We start from the raw sequence: 20,710 nt of genomic DNA on the forward strand, positions 1-20,710 counted from the left end.
CATGCCGTAGAAGGTGTCGCTGGCGGGGTCGGCAACGGGCAAGCCGTCGAGCAGCAGGGAGTAGTAGTGCAGGCCCCGGCTCAGCGTGTCGGTGGTCACGGTCCAGGTGCCGCTGCTGTCCTTCACCAGGTCGTACTTGCGCACCAGGTCCAGCTGCACCTGCTGCACGCCGGGGGCTTTGAGGTGAAACACGGCCCGGTTGTCGGGCAGTATCTGGGGGTATTTAGCATTGCGCACGTTGGTGCTGGCCCGGGCGCCTAGCACGGTATAGGTGGGCAGCGCCGCCGCATCCACGGGCTTAAACAGCTGCTGCGCGAACAGGTACAGCCCGTTTTTCCAGACCTTGAAGTCGTGCCCACCCGCTTCGAGGTAGTACACGTGCGGCACGTTGTGCTCGTAGAGGTAGTCGTGCGTGCGCTGGCTGATGGGCAGCAGGCCGTCGGCGTCGCCGCACGAAAGCCAGAGCAGCTTCAGGAGCTTTTTGGCTTTGGCGGGGTCGGGCACCAGCTGCTCGGGCAGCCTGGTGTTCGGGGCCGACGAGAAGCCCCCTACCCAGGCAAATTTATCGAGGTTGCCCAGCCCGAAGTTCAGCGACTGCCCCCCGCCCATCGACAGGCCGGCCAGGGCCCGGTTCTCGCGGTTGGTGAGGGCCGGATAGTGCTTCTCGACGTAGGGAATGAGGTCGGTGAGCAGGTCTTTCTCGAAGTTGGCAAAAGCAGCCACCTTGTCGGGCCCGTAGATATTGCCCACGGCGCGGTCGTCTTGCATGGCCCGGCCGTTGGGCATCACCACCAGCATGGGCTGGAGCTGGCCGGCCGCGTAGAGGTTATCCAGAATCACCTGCGGGCGCCCGCCCTTGAGCCATTCCTTTTCGTCGCCGCCGATGCCGTGCAGCAAATACAGCACCGGGTACTTCTTCTTTTTGGAATAGCCCGGCGGCGTGTACACCAGCGCCTTGCGCACCGTGCCCACCGTTTTCGAGGTATAGCTGATGCTGTCCAGGCGACCGGTGGCGCTGCCCGCAACGGGCTGGTCGAAGCCCTGGGGTGCTTCCATCGCTGTTTTTTGGGCAGAAGCGATATTAGCGCTGAGCAAGGCAATACCCAGGATAATGGAGAATACAGTTCTCATGGCTTGTGAAAAAGTGGTGCCCAGAGCGGCTGGACGCTCATGTGGGTTGCGTACCCAAAACAAAAGCGGCTCACTGCCTTGGAGAAAGCAGTGAGCCAGTCTTGTTTTGAAGCTGCTGGAAATCAATAGCCGGGGTTTTGGGGCACCTTCCAGGATTGTGCGTCGTTGAGGGAAATGGGCAACAGCGGCGTAGGGTTCACCGAGGTTTCGGTAGCCACGTGCGACAGGGCCCGCGCCCGGACGTCGGCGGGCAGGGTGCCCATGTAGCGGCCCGTGCGAATCAGGTCCCAGAGGCGAAGCGACTCCTGTCCGAACTCGACCCGGCGCTCGTGCCAGATGGCGTCGAGCAGGGCCTGGCCCGACAAGCCGGTGGCCAGGTCCGGCAACGTTCCGGCAGGGGTGTTGGCCGGTGCGTAGGCCAGCGAGCCCAGCGTGGTGCCGGGCGGCCGGGTGGAGTTGCGGGCCCGCTGCCGTACCTGGTTTACGAGCGCCACTGCTTCGGTGCCCCGGTTGAGCCGTGCCGCAGCTTCGGCTTTCATCAACAGAATGTCGGCGTAGCGCATTTTGCGGATGTTCTGCGGGCCCGATTCTGGGGCGTTGGGGGCGATAATGGCCGCCTTGCGGTTGAAGTAGCCCGTGGCATTCTGCGTGAGGTCGACGGGGTTGAGGATGCCCAGCACGATGTCGTTGTTCTTGATGACGGTGACTTCGAGGCGCGGGTCGTTGGGCTCAAACTCATCGACCAGGTTCTGCGTGGGGTTATTGAACCCGTAGCCAAACGTCCGGCGGTTGTTCTGAAAAATATTGCTGGTCGTGCCCACCGAGATGGGGCCGTAGCCGTCGTTGGAAGTGGCAAATTGAATCTCGAACAGCGACTCGCTGCTGTTCTCGCCAATTTCCTGGTGAATGGCCGCATAGTTGGCCAGCAGGCTGTACTGGTTCGAGTTGATGACAGTGCTTGTGATGTCGTACACTTCCTGCCAGGTGTGGTTGTTGCCATTCACGGTGCCCAACTGGTACATAATGACGCGGGCCAGGTAGCCGTTGGCGGCGCCCTTGGTGGCCCGGCCGTTATCGGCGGCGGGGTAGCCGCTTTTTTCGGGCAGCAGGTCGGCGGCAGCCTTCAGGTCTTTCTCAATGAAAGCGTAGGTCTGGGCAATGGTAGCTCGGGTCACGTTGGGTGCCTCGGTGGGCGTCACGCTTTTCTCGAACAAAGGCACGCCCCCGAAGCCCTTCACCAGGTTAAAGTAGAAATAGGCCCGCAGGAACAGGGCTTCGCCCTTCAGGCGCGCTTTCAGGGCCCCGTCGATGGTGCCCGAGTCGATGTTGTTAATTACCGTATTGGCCCGCGCAATGCCCGTAAAGCTGTGCACCCACAGCGTGGTCACGGGCGGGTTTGAAGGCGGAATGTTCCAGCTTTTGAGCTCAATCAGGGACAGGAAGTCGCTGGGCCCGCCGCCCCCCTTTTCGGAATCATCGCTCATCAGGTCGCCAAACATCCATTCGTAGGTCTGGGCCACGTACTGGCCGGTGGGGTCGCCCCACTTGGGGCCCTGGTCCCAGGCGGCCACGTCGTACACGGCGTTGATGGCCTGCACGGCATTGGTCGGGTCTTTGAAAAGGTTTTCCTGGGTCGTGGTGCCCAGGGGCTCCTTGTCCAGAAAGTCGGTGCAGCCCGGAGCCAGGGCGGTGGTTAGCAGCAGGCCGAGCATTACGGCGGCGCGGGTGGGTTTCATATAAGTTAGGTAGGACATAATTGATTAGAACTGCAGGTTGAAGCCCAGGCGGTAGGTGCGCGCCTGCGGGTAGTTGCCGTAGTCCACGCCGTAGGCCAGGGGGCTGTTGTAGAAAGCTGCGGTCGATATTTCGGGGTCGTAGCCCGTGTATTTGGTGAGCGTGAACACGTTATCGACCGAGACAAACACCCGGGCGCCGGTCAGCTTGGCCTTGCCCAGCAAACTCTGGGACAGCGTGTAGCCCAGCTCCATGTTGCGGGCGCGCAGGTAGCTGGCATCTTCCACGTAGCGGCTGCTGATGCGGTCGTTGCCGTTGGCGTCGGTTGAGGTTACGCGGGGCTGGTTGCTGTTGGGGTTGCTGGGCGTCCAGCGGTCCATGCGGCTCGCGTAGAAGTTGCTCCACACGCCCACGAAGTCGGCCGACTTATTCAGGTTGAAGGCCGCGCCATTCAGGGCTTCGGCGCCCTGCACCCCGTAGAGCAACACCTTGAAGTCGAAGCCTGAGTAGCTCAGGTTAAGCGAGGCACCGTAGCTAAAGTCGGGGGTGCCGCTGCCGAGGTAGGTATTGTCGGCGGCCGTGATTACACCGTCGCCGTTGGTGTCCTGGTACCGCACATCACCGGGCTGCGCATTAGGCTGCACCTTCGTCCCGTCGGCGTTGGTGTAGGTGTCAATCTCGCCCTGGTTCCGAAAGATGCCCTGGGCCTGCAGGCCGTAGAAAAAGGCTATTTCGCGGCCCACATCGGTGAGGGTGGTGTTGCCGATTTGGGTGAGCACGTTGCCGCTGGCAATGGGGTTGCCGCCGCCCAGGCTGGTCACCACGTTGTTGATTTTGGTGAAGTTGACGCCTACGTTGTACTGCAGCTTGCCCACCTCGTTGCGGTAGTTCAGGGCCAACTCCAGGCCGCGGTTGCGCAGGGCGCCCACGTTGGCGCTGGCGGGGGCCTGGCCCACATAGTCGGGCACCGGCAGCAGGGCAATCATATCCTGGGTGCGGCGCTCAAAATAGTCGGCCGTCAACGACAGGTGGTTGTTGAACAACTCGGCATCCAGGCCCACGTCGGTAGTGACGGCCGTTTCCCACTTCAGGTCGGGGTTGTTAATCTGGCTGATGGCCAGGCCGGGGGCGGGCACGCCGTTGAAGGAATAAGTCTGGTTGTTGCTGGCCACCGAGGCATAGCCATAGTTGGGGGCCGCGTTCTGGTTGCCCACCTGGCCGTAGCTAGCCCGCAGCTTCAGCACCGACAGGTAGCTCACGTCCTTGAGGAAGTTCTCGTTGGAGATGTTCCAGGCCGCACCCACCGACGGGAAGTACCCCTTGCGCACGGGTCCCAAAAACTTCGAGGTCTGGTCCAGGCGCAGGGTGCCCGTCACGAGGTAACGGTCGCGGAAATTATAGTTGGCGCGGCCGAAGTAGGAGAGCAAGCTGCCGTCGTACTGGCTGCTGCGCACCACGTTTGAGGTGCTGCGCGAGGCCGAAGCGTATTGCAGCGAGGCATCGGCCGGCACATTGAAGGCCGTGATGGAGATGCCGTTGCCGTAGCCGCGCTGGGCTTCCTGGCCGAGGGTGGCCGAAAAGGAGCTGTTGTCGGCAAAGGTCTTAGTGTAGTTGGCGTAATTCGACCACACCCACGAGATGTTCTCGTTGCGCGTCTCGATGAGCGCGCTCTGGGCCCGCTGGTCTACCGGGCCGATGTAGTACTGCGGCTGGTATACTTTGGGGTGGTTGTTGAAGTAGTTGATGCCAAACGTGGAGCGGAACGACAGGCCTTTGATCAGCTCAATATCCAGGTAGCTGCTGCTGAATAGGTTGTTGTTTTGCGTCTTATTGTACTTCTGCTCGTCAAGGTAGCGCGGCACGTTCAGCGCATTGCGCGTGATAACGTCTTCGTTGTAAGTGCCGTTGGGGCCGAACGGGTTGAGAATCGGGTTGGTTTGCAGGGCGTACTGCAACACCAGGTAGGGCTGCGCTCCTCCCTGGCCATCGCCGCTGCCCGTCTGGTTGTTGTTGGTAAACGTAGCCGCCACGCCTGCCTTGATGCGCTTGGTGAGCACGATGTCGTCATTCACCCGAATCACGAACTTCTTAAAGCCCGAATTCTTGATGATGCCGTCCTGCTGAAAGTAGCTGCCGCTCACCAAGTAGCGATTCTGCTCGGTGCCGCCCGAAGCCGACAGGCTGTAGTTGGTAATGAGGCCCTTCTGCGTGACCAAATCCTGGTAATCAACGCCCTCGGCGTTGGTTGCAATGGCGTTTTGCAGCTGCGGGGCGAAGTCGGGCAGCGCCCTCCCGGCGTTGGTGTAAGCCTCCGTCACAAGCGTCGCGTACTGGGCGGCGGTGGTAAGGGGCAGCGTGCGCCGAATCTGCTGGAAGCCCGTGTAGCCCGACAGGTTGAACTGCGTGGCGCCGGCCTTGCCGTGCTTGGTGGTGATGAGCACCACACCGTTGGCCCCGCGCGAGCCGTAGATGGCCGTCGCGGAAGCATCTTTCAAAATTTCCGTCGATTCGATGTCGGCGGGCAGCAAAAAGCCAATGTCGCTGGTCTGGATGCCGTCCACCACGTACAGCGGGTCGCTGTTGTTGATGGTGCCCACGCCGCGCACCCGGATGCGGGTGCCCGAGCCGGGCTGCCCGCTGTTGGAGGTCACCTCCACGCCGGCCACGCGGCCTTGCAGCGCCTGCACGGGGTCCGAAGTAGCTACCTGCGTCAGCTGGGCGCCGCTTACGGAAGCCACCGAACCCGTCAGGTCGCTTTTGCGCGCCGTGCCGTAGCCAATCACCACCACCTCGTTCAGGGCCTGCTTGTCTTCGGTCAGCGTTACGCGTAGGTCGCTGGTGGCCCCGGTCACGGGCACTTCCTGGCGCGCGTAGCCCACAAAGCTGAAGACCAGCACGCTGTTTTCGGGGGCCTGCAGCGTGAAGCTGCCATCCAGACTGGTGCCGGTGCCGGTAGAAGTGCCCTTCACTACCACGGTCACGCCCGGCATACCTTCCCCTCTGGCATCCACCACCCGCCCGGAAACCGTGACGTCCTGTCTACCGGAATCGATTGTGGAAAGGGACTCAGAAGGTGCGCGCAGCACCACGCGCTTATTATCTACTTCGTACTGGATTTTGAGCGGCGACAATACCTCGTCCAGCACCGCAAGCAAAGAGGCGTCCTGGGCATTGATGGTCACCTTGCGGTCGGCCCCCACCAGCTGTTGGCTGTAAACGAATCGGATGTTGGCCTGCTTCGCAATTTGGCTGAGCGTCTCCTTAATCGTTTTCGCCTCTACCCGTAAGGTGATTTTTTGCTCAAGCACGCCTTGCGACATTACCAGTCGCGCGGCATTCGCGTTTGTCGCATCGAAATGCGCGCTTGCCGCTGCCGGCAAACTCACCATTGCTGTTTGCAGCATTAGAACTTTCACCCTGGACCAGAAAGGCGGCGGGAATTGTACTGTTTTTCTCATGGGTTAAGTAGAGTAGTTTGTGGGAATCTGAGAAAGGGAAAAAGCGGTCAGGCTTTCTGCAATCGATTGTGTGGGGGTTGCCTCTTTATTGTTGATGCGGTTGCCGCACAATGTTCTGTTAATAAGTGAATTGTCTCAGCTATTCGCCGATTTGACTCTGGCAGCCAGTGCTGTGAATGAGGATGCTGGCGTCGGCAAGGCTGTAGTAGGCACCCAACGACTTGCACAGCAAGCCCAGCTTTTCAAATAGGGGCTCGTCGTAGAAGGTGATGCTGACCGTGCACTTGGCCAGCTTGGCTTTGTCGTACACGATGTCTACTCCGTAAGCTTTTTCCAGCGCGGTTAGCACTTCAACCACGGGCCGGTCTTCAAACTCCAAGGCCTGCGGCGCCAGCATCACCGGGCGGTCCACCAGCTCCTTTTTCAAGCGCTGCCGGGCCGCGGAGTACACCACTTGCTGGTTGGGCAGCAGCACCACCCCGGTGGTAGCCGGGTGCGTGGGCGAGGCGTCGAGCTGCGCGCCTTCGCGTGCCTGCACGGCCACTTTTCCTTCCCGCACCGCCACCGAAGCGTCTTTGCTGCCGGCGTAGGCTTTCACCCGGAAGCTGGTGCCGAGCACAGTCGTCACGACTTGCTTGGTGAACACCAGGAACGGGCGCTGGGGGTTTTTGCTTACCTGAAAGTAGGCCTCGCCGTCCAGGTGCACTTCTCGCCGGGGGCCCGCAAAGGCCGTGGTGTAGCGCAGGCTACTGCCCGGGTGCAGGCTGATGCGGCTGCTGTCGGGCAGGCGGAAAGTCTGCACCTGTTGGGTCGGGTTGCTGCGGCGCGTCCAGCCCCCATCCGTGGTGGCAACCGTGTTTTGCCGGGAGGGCGCCCGGAACCGGCCGGTGCCAAGCACCAGCCATCCGATGCCGAAGGCGAGCAGGGCCAGTACCGCCGCCCAGCGATACGGCGCCGCTGGCCACATGGCCACCACCCGAGGCTCGGGTTCGGCCGCGCGACGGCTCATGAGCCGCGCCCAGATGGCTTGCTCCACTTCTTCCTTGTCGTAGCTGCGCAGGAGGGGGCCTTCCGCTTGTTCCAGCCGGTCGTACCAGCGTTCGACTACCGCTTGCTCCTCGGGCGTGCACCGGCCGTTGAGGTAGCGTTGCAGCAGTTTGTGAAATTCGGGTTCCGTCACGGGGCAGGGAGTTGGGCTGGCTGGATACCAGGAAGTCACCCAAGTCGCCGTTTACCCTCAACCAAACCGAATTTATTTTTTTTCGCGCCGCATGCTTCAGCATTTCGCGACATCAAGTAGCTTATTATCTGATGCTTGTCTATCTAATAAAAAATAACAAAGGCCAGGCCGTCAGCAGAAAATTGCGCAGATAGGAACGCATGAGCTTGAGCGATTTCCGAAGGTGATACTCCACCGTTTTCTCTGACAGGTTCACGCGCACCGAGATTTGGGGAATGGTGTACTGCTCCAACCGGCTCAGCCGAAAGACTTCCTGGGTCTTTCCGGACAGGTTCTGCATGCCCGCGGCAAGCGCCTCGTTCAGCTCATTGAGCGCCACCGTGGCCTCGGTGCCGGCGTCAACATCGCTCAGGTTGAGGCGGCAGAAAAGCTCGTAGCTCGTCCGGACTTTCTCGGATTTGATGTAGTTGATGATGCGGTAGCGAATAGCCGAGAACAAGTAGGGACTCAGCTGCAGAATTTGGGCGCTGCTGCGTTTGTTCCAAAGGTTTTCAAACAAGTCCTGGACCAGTTCTTCGGCCGCTTCTTTGCTTTTCAACTTTCCGTACGCCACGGTAAAAAGTTGGTAGCTATAACGTTTATATATTTCTGCAAAAGCTCTTTCATCGCTCGCCTGCACTGCCTCCAGAAGGGCAGCATCCGGCCAGGAAGAATAGTTTGGTAGAGCAGCAGATTTCACACAAATTAAATTTTAAGAGAAGCTACGAGTAACAGCAAATAGACAGTTGAATGTCAAATTAGTTCTAACCTTTCAGTCACTCCACTCACCTCGCTTTTGGTGCTATTGCCGCGTATGAAACAAGTAGAATCAATTAGTAATGATTGATTTTGCTTGAATCACAGCATGGCTGTTTGTCATCGTTTCAACTACTGGCTGAGTAGAACACCTGGCCGTGGTCAGAAGGTTGGTCTTATCGAATCTGTTTACTCCTACTTGCTTAACATTGCCCTTAGGCAGTCTGCTTGCGCAGCGACGACGCCCGCACCACCAGCTGCGGCTGCAGCACCACCTGGCGCTGCGAAAACGACATTCCCTCGGCCGCCAGCAGCTCGGTAAATAGTCGGAACGCGGCTTGGCCCATCTCCTCGGTGCGCTGGTCGACGGAGGTAATCATGGGCTCGGCCACCAGCGTCAGGGCCTCGTTGCTGAAGCCGGCCAGGGCCACGTCCTGCGGCACGCGGATGCCGCGGCTTTTCAGCAGTTGCAGCGCCCCCAATACGGCGGGGTCGCCGGGTGCAAACACGGCGTCGGGCGGCGAAGGCAGCTTCAGGAGCTCGGCCATGCAGGCGGCGCCGCCCTCCAGGGTCATGTCGCAGTCTGTCATCAGGTCGTCATCCGGAGCAATGCCGTAGCTCTGCAGGGCGTCGAGGTAGCCTTGGCGGCGGTTCTTGTAGATGTTCAGGTGCTGCAGGCCGGCAAAGTGGGCCACGCGGCGGCAGCCCTGCTCCAATAGGTGGCGCGTGGCCTGGTAGGCGCCTTCGCGGTCGTTGAGCAGCACGGCGTTCACGTTGTTGCCCTCCAGAATGCGGTCGAAGAAAACCAGCGGCACGCCGTACTTGCGCACCTTCTCGAAGTGCCGAAAATCCAGGGTGGTGTGCGACACCGATACTAAAATGCCGGCCACTTGCGCACTGAGCAGGGTTTCGAGGTTTTTGCGCTCTTGCACCACGTCTTCGCTCGACTGGCAGATAATGACGCTGAAGCCCGCCTTGCTGGCCGCCGTTTCGATGCCGTGCACCGCCGAGGCAAAAAAGCGCCCCTCGATGTAGGGCACAATCACGCCCAGCAGCTTGCTCTTGCCCTTGCGCAGGGCCGCCGCCAGGTGGTTGGGCTGGTAGTTCAGCTTCTTGGCCAGCTTGAGCACCGCCTGCTTGGTGGCCGGACCGATGCTGTGGTGGTCGCTCAACGCCCGCGAAATCGTGGTCATCGACACGCCCAACTCCCGGGCCAAATCGGCCATGGAAACAGGAGTAGTGACGTCGCTTAATTCTTTCCTTGGGGTACGACGAGAAGCCATTTTACGGAAGCCAGTGAATAGGGGGAGGACCAACTTGCATTAAGTGGCTTTGGGCCACGGCAGCTAAAATTTCGTGTCAGCCGACTGCGAACGTGCAGCGTTTGTTCGGCTCTGTAATTCTCCGCTTAAGCCCCTAGGCCCTCAGCATCGAGCGGCCTTGGCCAAGCAAGAATCAAGTGAGGGCAGCAGGTTGGTTCGCCCACTTATTTAAATGGATAAGCTGAACAGCTCGCCCTTGCCCTTCAGCGAGGAGCCGCGAATCACCAGCTCGCCGGTGATGACGAAGGTGCGGGGCTGGAAATCTTCCTTCTGGCGGACTTGCTCCAAGAACAGTCGCGCGGCTTGCTGACCAATGCGGTAGGGGTGGAGGTTGACGGTGGTGAGGCCGGGCTCTATCATGGAAGCCATGAACTCGTCGCCGAAGCCGACCACGGCAATGTCGTCGGGCACGCGCAGGCCGCGTTTTTTGAGGGCCACCAGCAGGTCGAAGGCGTTGGTGTAGTTGATGGCGAAGATGGCATCGGGCGGCTCGGGCAGGGCCAGCCACTTGTCGAGCGCCGCCACGGCTTCCTCGGTGCGGAACTCAATGTGAACCTCGTATTCGGGGCGCAGCGGCAGATTATACCGCTTTAGCGCGTGTTGGTAGCCCGCCAATCGATTGCGGGAAATAAGCAAGGATTCCGGACCGGCGAGGATGGCAATGCGGCGGGCGCCTTGCTGAATCAGGTGCTCGGTGACGTTGAACGCGCCATTCCAGTCGTCCAGAATCACTTTGGCGCTGTCCACTTCATTGCTCACGCGGTCGAAATGCACCACGGGCACGCCCCGGCAGGCGGCGGGCTTAACGTGGTCGAAGTTCTCGGTTTCGCGGGAGTGGCAGATGAGCAGGCCGTCGACGCGGCTGGCCACCAGGGCCTGCACGTTGCTCACCTCCGTTTCGTACGATTCCTTTGATTGACAAATCATTACCCGGTAGCCCGCCTCGGAAGCCACCGACTGAATGCCGCTCACGACGGTGGCAAAAAAAGGCCGCTCAATGTCTGGGATGATAACGCCCAGCGTGTGCGTCTCGCGGCTTTTTAGGCTTTGGGCCAGCAGGTTGGGGTGGTAGTCCATTTGGCGGGCTACGTCCAGGATGGCCTGGCGCGTCACGGGGCTGATGTCGGTGTGCCCGTTCAGCGCCCGCGATACCGTGGACGAGGCCACGCCCACGGCCTTGGCCACGTCGCCGATGGTGGTTTGGCTGCGTCGGCGCTCGGTGAGTTGGCCGGCGGGCTTTTCTTCCGTGAAGTGGTAGTCGCAGGTTTTGCAAAGAAAGCGTTGGCGGCCCCGCACGAAGCCCGCCTTTAGAACCGAGCTACTCAGCTTGCATTTAACGCAGGTTATCATCTTGGTTTGTACTTTTTGTGGAAAAAGGCCTTGCTCGATACCGGTTGCTGCCTCCGCTTTGTCTAGTTGTTCAAAGGTAATGCACAAATTTTTTTTTAGGGCATCGCATAACAAAGATATCTATCGGGAACGATTCCGGAAACGTTACCGATAGTTTTTATGCGAAAACAAGTTGTTAAGGGTGTTTTTTGGGTGTTGACATTACGGTAACAAGGTGTACTTTCGGTACGAAGTCCAGCAAATGCGTTTCCGGAAGCTTTTCGGGTATACTACGCAACCAGGGGGCTACTGGTATAGATAAATTGTATTCTGCCGAAGAGTCTTATGCTACACACCATGCGTTGGTTCGGTCCGCACGACCCCGTTTCGCTTTTCGACATCCGGCAGGCCGGGTGCACGGGAGTGGTTACGGCCCTGCACCAGCTGCCCGTGGGCGCAGTGTGGCCCGTGAGCGAAATCCAGGCCCGCCAGCAGCTCATCGAAGCCGACAACGCCACGCACACCCCCCTGCACTGGGCGGTGGTGGAAAGCCTGCCGGTGCACGAAGACATCAAAAAAGGCCGGCCCTCGCGCGAGCTGTATATAGCCAACTACAAAGAGTCGCTGCGCAACCTGGCGGCCTGCGGCATCCGCACGGTGTGCTACAACTTCATGCCGGTGCTGGACTGGTCGCGCACCAACCTGCACTACGAAATGCCCGACGGCTCGCTGGCCCTGCGCTTTGTGTGGCAGGACTTCGCGCTGTTCGACCTCTGCATTCTGAAGCGCCCCGGCGCCGCAAACGATTACGAAGTGTCGGTAGCGGCAGCCGCCCACGAGCAGTTCGCCGCCATGAGCGCCGTGGAAGTGGCCGCGCTCACCAACACGGTGCTCCTGGGTTTGCCCGGCTCCGAAGAAGCATTTGAGCTAGCCGGCTTTCAGACCTTGCTGAATGAATACGCGGCCATCGACGCTGCGGCCCTGCGCGAGAACCTACACTACTTCATTAGCGAAGTGGCGCCCGTGGCCGAAGAGCTAGGCATCGGCCTCTGCATTCACCCCGACGACCCGCCTTACCCGCTGCTGGGCCTGCCCCGCGTGGTAAGCACCGAAGCCGACATTGCCCAACTGATGGCCGCCTGCGACGTGCCGGCCAACGGCCTCACGTTCTGCACGGGCTCGTTGGGTGTACGGGCCGATAACGACTTGGCGGCCATTGCCCGCCGGTTTGGGCCGCGCATTCATTTCGTGCACCTGCGCGCCACCAAGCGCGAGGACAACCCGCGCAATTTCCACGAAGCCGACCACCTCGAAGGCGACGTGGACATGTACGCCGTGGTGCGCGAGCTGGTGCTAGAAGAGCAGCGCCGCGCCGAGTTCGGCGGCCACGCCCTGCCCATGCGCCCCGACCACGGGCACCAGATGCTCGACGACCTCAAGAAGAAAACCTACCCCGGCTACTCAGCCATCGGCCGCCTGCGCGGGCTGGCTGAGCTGCGCGGCCTGGAATACGGCATCCGGCGCGGGCTGGCCGCGGAAGCCCCGCCACCCAGGCGCCACGCCGAAGCCCCGCAATACTCTTAATACTCTCCGCCTCCCAAATCCCACCCATGTTGCTCCGGTCTCTTTTGCTATTGTTGGTATTTGTCGCCGCCGCGCCCCGCACCCGGGCCGACGACGGCTATCGGCTGTGGCTGAAGTACGACCTGATATCGGACGTGGCCCAGCGCAACGCCTACCGGCAGGCGACCCAATACATTGCCGCCGATGGCAGCTCCGCGGTGCTGAAAACGGCCGCTGCTGAGTTGCAGCGCGGCTTGCAGGGCCTGTTGGGGCAGCCGGTGCCGGTGGTGGCCAAGGCGGAGGCCGGCAGTACCAAGCGCGGCATTCTGCTTTTGGTAAGCCCGACTGCAAACGTTCCCGGTAGTTCCGACGCCAGCCGCGACGGCTACCGCATTCTCACTCAGGGCCGCAATCTGGTGGTGACCGGTAGGAGCGAGGCCGGCGTGCTCTACGGCGTGTTTGCCCTGCTGCGGCAGCTGCAAACGCGGCAGCCCGTGGCTAACCTGGCCACGGCCAGCAGCCCGCGCATTCAATACCGCATGCTGAATCACTGGGACAACCCCAACGGCACCGTGGAGCGCGGCTACGCCGGTTCCTCCATCTGGAAATGGTACGAGCTGCCCGAGAACCTTGACCCGCGCTACACCGACTACGCCCGAGCCAACGCTTCCATTGGCATCAATGGCGTGGCCATTAACAACGTGAATGCCAGCGCCCGCTACCTCACGCCGGAATATTTGCAGAAGGTGAAAGCGCTGGCGGGCGTGTTTCGTCCCTACGGCATCCGGGTGTATTTGTCGGTGTTTTGGGCGGCGCCCAAAGTTATTGGCGGCCTGAAAACCTCCGACCCGCTCGACCCGCAGGTGAAGCAGTGGTGGGCGGCCCGCACCGCCGAGATTTATAAGACCATTCCCGACTTCGGCGGCTTTCTGGTGAAGGCCAACTCCGAAGGCGAGCCCGGCCCGCAGGACTACGGCCGCAACCACGCCGACGGCGCCAACATGCTGGCCGAGGCCCTGGGCACTCACGACGGCATTGTGATGTGGCGCGCCTTCGTGTACAAGGCCAACAGCAACGGCGACCGGTTCCGGGAAGCCTACGAGGAGTTCAAGCCGCTCGATGGCAAGTTCTCGCCCAAGGTGCTGGTGCAGGTGAAGAACGGCCCGATTGACTTCCAGGCCCGCGAGCCCTTCCACCCGCTGTTTGGGGCTATGCCTAAAACGCCGCTGGTGCTCGAAGTGCAGATTACGCAGGAGTACCTGGGCTTTGCCACGCACTTGGTGTACCTGGCGCCCATGTTCAAAGAGTGCCTCGATTCGGATACTCAAACCAAGGGAGCCGGCTCGACGGTGGCCAAGGTGGTGGACGGCACCGTCGACCAGCACCGCGTCAGCGGCATTGCCGGCGTGGCCAACATCGGCTCCGACCGCAACTGGACCGGCCACCCCATGGGCCAGGCCAACTGGTACGCCTTCGGCCGCCTGGCCTGGGACCACAGCCTGACTTCGGCTGGCATCGCCACGGAGTGGGCCAAAATGACCCTGACTAACCAGCCCGCGGCCGTGGCCACCATTGTGGACGTGATGACGAAGTCACGCGACATCTACGTGCGCTACACCACGCCGCTGGGCCTGCACCACATCATGGGCGAAAGCATTCACTACGGCCCCCAGCCCTGGCTGGCCAAAGCCGGCCGGCCCGACTGGACGTCGGTGTACTACCACAAAGCCGACTCCATGGGCCTGGGTTTCAACCGCACGGCCACCGGCAGCAACGCTCTGGCCCTGTACTCGCCGGGCGTGCAGGCGCAGTGGGGCGACCCCAAAACCTGCCCGCCCAACTACCTGCTCTGGTTCCACCACGTGGGCTGGCAGCAGCCGCTGCCCACCGGCCGCACCCTCTGGCACGAGCTGGTGACCCGCTACTACACCGGCGCCGACTCCGTGACGTGGATGCAGCAGCGCTGGGCCAGCGTGAAGCCCGCCGTGGACCCTGCCCTTTTCAACGATGTGACGGCCCGCCTCAAGATTCAGCGGCAGGAAGCCCTGTGGTGGCGCGATGCCTGCGTGCTCTACTTCCAGACCTACGCCCGCCAGCCCATTCCGGCGCCCTTCACGCCGCCCACCCGCACCCTGGCCGAAGTCAAAAGCCTGGTCGACCTCTATCAACTGAAATAATTTTTCGCTGCAACTATCCCCGATATGGAACACCAATCATACTCTAACGGCGCTGCAGTCGCCGAACATCCGCAGCCGGCTAACGTCTTCTCGCTCGAAGGCAAGCTGGCCCTAGTTACGGGCGGCGGCACGGGCATCGGCCTCGAAATTGCCCGCTGCATGACGGCGGCCGGCGCCACGGTGGTTATCACTGGCCGCCGCGAAGAAGTGCTCCGCGATGCCGTGGAAGGCATGGGCGAGTCCGCCCAATACATCGTCAACGACATTACGGATTTGGCCTCCATCGACGGCTTGGTAGCGCAGATTGAAGCCACCTACGGCCCTCTGGATATTCTGGTGAACAACGCCGGCATCAACCTCAAAAAGCCCGCTCTGGAGGTGACCGATGAAGAGTTCAGCCGCATTCTGCATACCAACCTGCACTCGGTATTTGCCCTGACGCGGGCTTGCGCGGCACGCATGGTGGCCCGCCGCAAGGGCACCATCCTCATGATTTCTTCGATGGCCGCCTACTACGGCATCGACCGCGTGGTGGCCTACGCGGCCTCCAAGTCGGCGGTGGAGGGCATGGTGAAGGTGCTGGCCTCGGAGTTCTCCTGCCACAACGTGCGCGTGAACGCCATTGCCCCCGGCTTCATCGAAACCGAGATGAGCCGCAAGGCCATGAACTCCGACCCCGACCGCCGCGACCGCGCCATGCGCCGCACGCCCATGGGCGCATTCGGCAAGCCTTCCGACATCGGCCACGCGGCCGTGTTCCTGGCCTCGGAGGGCGCGCGCTACATCACCGGCGTCTCGCTTCCCGTCGACGGCGGCAATTCCATAGGCTTTTAACCTTTTTACTATCCACCACAAAATCCCACACCTCATGCACACAGCATTACAGAAGAGGGCCTTAAGCCTGAGTTTGCCGCTATTAGTGGCTACAGGACTGCCCATAGCTAGTCTGTTATTACCGGTCACGCAAGTGATGGCGCAAGCCACACAAGCGGTTTCTGGACGGGTAGTCGACGCCAAAGGCGAAGGCATACCCGGTGTTACGGTTCTACAAAAAGGCACCACCAACGGGATATCAACCGGCATTGACGGAGGATTTACATTGTCGGCCCCCGCTGGTAGCACATTGGTATTCAGCTCAGTTGGTTTTGTAAGTCAGGAGGCAACCGCTTCTGGAACTGATTTAAACATCACGCTGGCTGCTAATAACAAGCAGCTCGACGAGGTAGTGGTAGTGGGCTACGGCACGCAAAGGGCCGAAGCAGTGACAGGTTCGGTTGCTTCTATTAGTGGTGAGGCATTGCGCGAAGTGCCATCGGCTAATATCACGCAGGCTTTGCAAGGCCGTCTGCCGGGTGTGCAGTTTGCACAAACTTCCTCCCAGCCCGGTGCCGCCACGCAAATCCGGATACGCGGGACACGGTCCCTCACGGCCAGTAATGACCCCTTGATAGTGCTGGATGGGATTCCTTTCCCAGGTTCAATTGGTGACATCAACCCCAACGATATCCAGAGCGTCGACATCTTGAAAGATGCATCAGCCACGGCCATCTACGGGTCTCGGGGAGCCAATGGCGTTGTCCTGATAACCACCAAAGGCGGGAACAGAGGGCAAAAGGCCCAATTGACATACGATGGGTTTGTGGGCGCGAAAACCCTTTTTGCCCCATTCCCCATGATGAATGGGGCTGAGTTTGCGGCGCTCCGTAAAGCAGCAGGCGTGTATACCAACTCCTTGGATGAAGCCGATGACGTCGATACCGATTGGCAGAAGCTGTTGTACAGAACCGGCATTCAATCCAACCACAACGTAGGCCTTACCGGTGGGACGGAGAGCGGGCGTTACAATTTCAACGCGGGTTATTACCAGGAAGAAGGCGTAATTCCTACTCAGCAGTACACCCGTTATTCTGTACGTGGCTCGCTTGACCAAGGCGTTGGTAAATATGTCCGTTTGGGTTTCACCACCAACAATACCTATAGCTTGTCGGAAGGCTCTAACATAGGGGTGTATGGTGCCTTGACCTCATCACCAATCGCCAATCCGTATAACCCAGATGGGACGCTGAAACGAACCATCAGAATGCCGTTGGACGAGCAGTGGGTAGCTACCAAAGAAGTGATAGAGGCTAACAAAGACAAATGGCTGAATCAGTCGAGAAACTTTGCCAGCTACAACTCCCTTTTCGGAGAATTCAAGATGCCAGGAGTAGATGGGTTGAAATACCGGGTCAACCTGGGCGTAAACTATCGGCAGGGCCAGGGTGGCAGCTACACGGGGCAGGGCATCAACGCGGTCAACCCGACTACTCTTTCTTCGGCATCCACCAGTAACTCGCTTACCACGGACTACACCATTGAAAACATTCTGTCCTACGACCGCACCTTAGGCGGAAAGCACAATATCAATGCCTTGGCCTTGTATTCTGCCTCAAGCAACACTTTCAACCGGTCGCAGATTTCGGGCCGGGACATTCCTGCCGATGCTTTCCAGTTCTACAACCTCGGGCTGGCGACCACCGACATTCTGGTGGACCCCAACGCCCAGCAGTATTCTAAATTCGGTTTGTTGTCCTACATGGGACGCGTGATGTACTCCTACGATGACCGGTACCTGCTATCCGCTACAGTCCGTGCGGACGGCTCTTCCCGCCTTGCCACAGGAAACAAGTGGAAGACTTACCCTGCGGTGTCAGCCGGCTGGAATATCGCCAAAGAAGGGTTCATGCAAGGGGTTACGGCCGTAGATATGTTGAAACTGCGGGTAGGCTACGGGATAACGTCGAACCAAGCCGTTAACCCCTACGCTACCCTGGGCCGTTTGGCTACCCGGCCCTATAACTTTGGCCCTACCGGCTACCAGACGGGACTATTTGTGAACGAGCTGCCCAATCCTACCTTGGGTTGGGAATTCTCTAAAACGTGGAACTACGCGTTGGATTTCGCGGTCCTGAAAAACCGTCTTTCCGGTACGGTGGAGTACTACGTTACCAACACCGAAGACCTTCTGCTTGGGTTGGGATTGCCTCCGACCTCCGGCGTGGGTAGCATCACGACCAATATTGGCTCTACTCAAAACAAAGGAATAGAGCTTTCTTTGAACGGAGTAATTTTGGACAATCTCAACGGCTGGACGTGGGAAGCGGGCTTCAACGTGTATGCCAACCGCAATAAGATTACGTCGCTGGCGGGCGAACAACAAGCTGATGAAGGAAACTGGTGGTTTGTGGGCAAACCCATCAACGTAGTTTATGATTACGAAAGAATAGGTTTGTGGCAGAGAGAAGACCCGTATTTAAACATTCTTGAGCCCGGCGGAAACGTGGGTATGATTAAGGTGAAATATACCGGCACGTTCAACGCGGACGGTACCCCCACCCGGCCCATTGGCCCCCAAGACCGTCAGGCTCTGGATGTAAACCCCAACTTTCTAGGAGGTCTTAACACCCGGGTGGCGTACAAAGGCTTTGACCTGTCCCTCGTAGGAGCCTTCCAGAACGGCGGCCTGCTCAACAGCACGCTTTACGGTTCGTCGGGCTACCTCAACCTGCTGAATGGTCGTCGCGGGAACGTAAAAGTGGATTACTGGACGCCGGAAAATACGGATGCCAGATACCCAAAACCAGGTGGCATCGCGAGCGGCGACAACCCAAAATACGGCTCTACGCTTGGCTATTTCGATGCTTCCTACCTGAAGGTGCGCACCATTTCGCTCGGTTATAACTTCGACAATATGGCGTGGTTGAAGGGTGCCGGCGTTAGCCGACTGCGGCTATACGCCACGGCGCAGAACCCCTTCGTGCTGTTCTCACCCTACAACAAAGAGTCAGGCATGGACCCGGAGACTAACTCGTTTGGCGACGAAAATGCGGCCGTACCCCTGGGCCAAAATCTGCGTCGCATCCTGACGCTGGGTACCAACGCCCCGGCAACCCGCTCCTACATCGTAGGGCTGAACCTCACCTTTTAAGAAAAACGAAAATGAAACGTTTCAATAAACAATTCTTAGTTGGCGCAGCCGTCATTTCCTTGACCGCACCTGGCTGCTCGAAGCTCCTAGATGAAGAGCCCCGCAGTATTTACGAGCCGGGCTTCTTTCAAACAGAACGAGGCGTTAACGGTGGGTTGACTTCCATGTACTCGCATTTGCGCTACATCTTCGGAAACGCTTACTACTACAACGCTACGCTGACCGGCACCGATGAGGTAACCTACGGCCGGGATGCTGACGAGAACTTTCTGACCATGGACCTCTCCGGCAGAGCGGCGCTTAACGCTAATAATAGCCGGGCAGATGTGTTGTGGAATACTGCTTTTCCCAATATCAACACGGCCAACGGCATCATTAAGAACGCCACCGCAGTCGGTACCATTTCTCCGGCTTTGATTGCTGAGGCGAGATTTTTCCGCGCCTTCGATTACTTCCTGCTGGTCCAAACCTTTGGCGGGGTGCCCCTGGATTTGGGCTCGGGAGAGCTGGAGTTCAACACCAATGCTGTCAGAACCTCGGTCCGCAATACGGTACCCGAGGTCTATACCAAAGCCATTTTTCCGGACTTGCTGCGAGCCGTTACCGATTTGCCAGCAAACCCACGGGTGATAGGGGGCGCAACCAAAACGCTGGCCCGCCTTTATCTGGCCAAAGCCTACCTGACCTATGCCTGGTGGCTGGAAAACCCAAACAACATTCCGACTTATCCGCCGGCACCGAGAACAGACCCAGCCGGCCGCACCGCCCAGTATTATTATCAGCAGGCGTATGATGTCGCCACCGCCGGTATCGACAGCCCGGGCCCGTTCCGCCTGCAGCCAACGTACTACGATGTACACGTGGGAACGAACGACCGCAACACGGAAATGCTGATGTTCGCGGACCATACCGAAACCAGCGAGCTCTACAATGGCGGCAGCCTGACCTTTGGTAGTGGCGGTTCCCCCGACAACTTTGCCGGCTGGATGATGACCTGGAACTATACCAACATCCGGAGCGCCACGAATGCCAATGGAACGGGTGCGGTATCTTCGGTTCAGCGGGAAGCCGCTCAGGCGTTGGGCCGTCCTTGGAACCGCATGGCTCCGACCATTGGCGCCATCGTGAACACCTTTGCTGATAAAACACTTGATTCTCGTTACGATGGGACTTTCACCACCGTTTACCGTGGCAACTGGCCCAAGGCAGGAGTTACTAACGCCACCTTATATAACGCCAACAACCTGCCAGTTACCCCGGGTAGTGCCATCCTGACTTTTCTGGATACAGAACCGGCTACTGCTATTACCTACCCTAGCGGAGCAGGTGCAAGCAATATAGGCGCAGGCACACTACCCGGCAGAGCAGACTATGTGATTTCCCCGCTTGGGATAAGCCGGATTGTTTATCCGGGCCTTTGGAAGCTTGGCCCCTACCGTACCGACAACGCTGGGGGCTTAGGACAGCCGAACGCCGGCAGTACGCGGCCGTTCAACATCGCCAAGTTCTCGGAGCTGTACTTTGTGGCGGCAGAAGCCGCTGTAAAAGGAGCAACCCCCAAATCTGGTCAAACCGCCCGGGACTTGATTAATGTAATTCGTGCCCGGGCCGGTAAGTGGCGTTTCGACAATAACGGTAACGTGGCCAAAGTGCAGGATAACAGCGCTGCGATGATTGCGGCTACTCCGACCACGATAGACATCAACTACATCCTGGCAGAACGTTCGCGCGAATACTATGCTGAAGGTTACCGGTGGTTTGACCTGGTGCGCACTCAAAAATGGAATGAGCTGGCTAATACCTACCGTATTGGAGGCAATAACTACGGGGACCATACCCCCGCAACCGTTACGCGCACCATCCAACCGTTTCACTACCTGCGTCCTATTCCGCAGACTCAGATGGAGCGTTTGGACGTATCAGCAGATGTAAAAGCTGCTTATCAGAACCCAAGCTATCAATAGGCGATGAGGAACAGAGATTGGCTGTTCAATGCGAGTGGCCAGTCTCTTTACTCCTTGGTGCCTTAATGAATTCTTTGCTGGGTAGAAAAG

The 20,710-nt window shown here is 59.4% G+C and carries 12 protein-coding genes; 5 read left to right on the forward strand and 7 right to left on the reverse strand.

Going from position 1 to position 20,710, the window contains the following annotated elements; translation table 11 throughout:
• The 7 genes from BMZ66_RS24620 to BMZ66_RS24650 form a co-directional block, all read right to left on the reverse strand.
• Window positions 1-1,131: alpha/beta hydrolase-fold protein (locus BMZ66_RS24620; RefSeq protein WP_262507624.1), on the reverse strand; the 1,131-nt coding region annotated here is incomplete at its 3' end.
• A gap of 122 nt (window positions 1,132-1,253) precedes the next feature.
• On the reverse strand, window positions 1,254-2,867 hold the full coding sequence (locus BMZ66_RS24625) for a RagB/SusD family nutrient uptake outer membrane protein (RefSeq protein WP_177204915.1): 1,614 nt from the start codon (window positions 2,865-2,867) through the stop codon (window positions 1,254-1,256).
• A 24-nt stretch (window positions 2,868-2,891) separates the two neighbouring features.
• Entirely contained in the window at window positions 2,892-6,323 is a 3,432-nt protein-coding gene (locus tag BMZ66_RS24630) for a TonB-dependent receptor (RefSeq protein WP_092679047.1), read from the reverse strand.
• Between the two features lie 139 nt (window positions 6,324-6,462).
• A complete protein-coding gene (locus BMZ66_RS24635; protein WP_092679048.1) occupies window positions 6,463-7,503 on the reverse strand; it encodes a FecR family protein in 1,041 nt (346 codons plus the stop codon).
• Between the two features lie 139 nt (window positions 7,504-7,642).
• A complete protein-coding gene (locus BMZ66_RS24640; RefSeq protein WP_177204917.1) occupies window positions 7,643-8,242 on the reverse strand; it encodes an RNA polymerase sigma factor in 600 nt (199 codons plus the stop codon).
• A 271-nt stretch (window positions 8,243-8,513) separates the two neighbouring features.
• Window positions 8,514-9,524, reverse strand: coding sequence for a LacI family DNA-binding transcriptional regulator (locus BMZ66_RS24645; protein ID WP_177204918.1), 1,011 nt, complete (start codon window positions 9,522-9,524; stop codon window positions 8,514-8,516).
• Window positions 9,525-9,788: 264 nt separating this feature from the next.
• A complete protein-coding gene (locus tag BMZ66_RS24650; RefSeq protein WP_092679062.1) occupies window positions 9,789-10,970 on the reverse strand; it encodes a LacI family DNA-binding transcriptional regulator in 1,182 nt (393 codons plus the stop codon).
• A 336-nt stretch (window positions 10,971-11,306) separates the two neighbouring features.
• Between BMZ66_RS24650 and uxuA the strand changes: the two genes are divergently transcribed.
• The 5 genes from uxuA to BMZ66_RS24675 are packed head-to-tail and all read left to right on the forward strand — an operon-like array spanning window position 11,307 to window position 20,620.
• Entirely contained in the window at window positions 11,307-12,533 is a 1,227-nt protein-coding gene (gene uxuA, locus BMZ66_RS24655) for a mannonate dehydratase (protein ID WP_214607066.1), read from the forward strand.
• Between the two features lie 26 nt (window positions 12,534-12,559).
• The gene (locus BMZ66_RS24660) at window positions 12,560-14,689 is read left to right on the forward strand and encodes an alpha-glucuronidase family glycosyl hydrolase (RefSeq protein ID WP_092679052.1); all 2,130 of its coding nucleotides are present in this window, start codon (window positions 12,560-12,562) and stop codon (window positions 14,687-14,689) included.
• 24 nt (window positions 14,690-14,713) lie between these two features.
• On the forward strand, window positions 14,714-15,523 hold the full coding sequence (locus BMZ66_RS24665; protein WP_092679053.1) for an SDR family NAD(P)-dependent oxidoreductase: 810 nt from the start codon (window positions 14,714-14,716) through the stop codon (window positions 15,521-15,523).
• Window positions 15,524-15,557: 34 nt separating this feature from the next.
• Complete coding sequence (locus BMZ66_RS24670) at window positions 15,558-18,656, forward strand: SusC/RagA family TonB-linked outer membrane protein (RefSeq protein ID WP_092679054.1); 3,099 nt, start codon at window positions 15,558-15,560, stop codon at window positions 18,654-18,656.
• Between the two features lie 11 nt (window positions 18,657-18,667).
• The gene (locus tag BMZ66_RS24675; protein ID WP_092679055.1) at window positions 18,668-20,620 is read left to right on the forward strand and encodes a RagB/SusD family nutrient uptake outer membrane protein; all 1,953 of its coding nucleotides are present in this window, start codon (window positions 18,668-18,670) and stop codon (window positions 20,618-20,620) included.
• The last annotated feature ends 90 nt before the right edge of the window (window positions 20,621-20,710 follow it).

Origin of the sequence: Hymenobacter arizonensis (assembly GCF_900115775.1) — a bacterium.
Taxonomy (GTDB): domain Bacteria; phylum Bacteroidota; class Bacteroidia; order Cytophagales; family Hymenobacteraceae; genus Hymenobacter; species Hymenobacter arizonensis.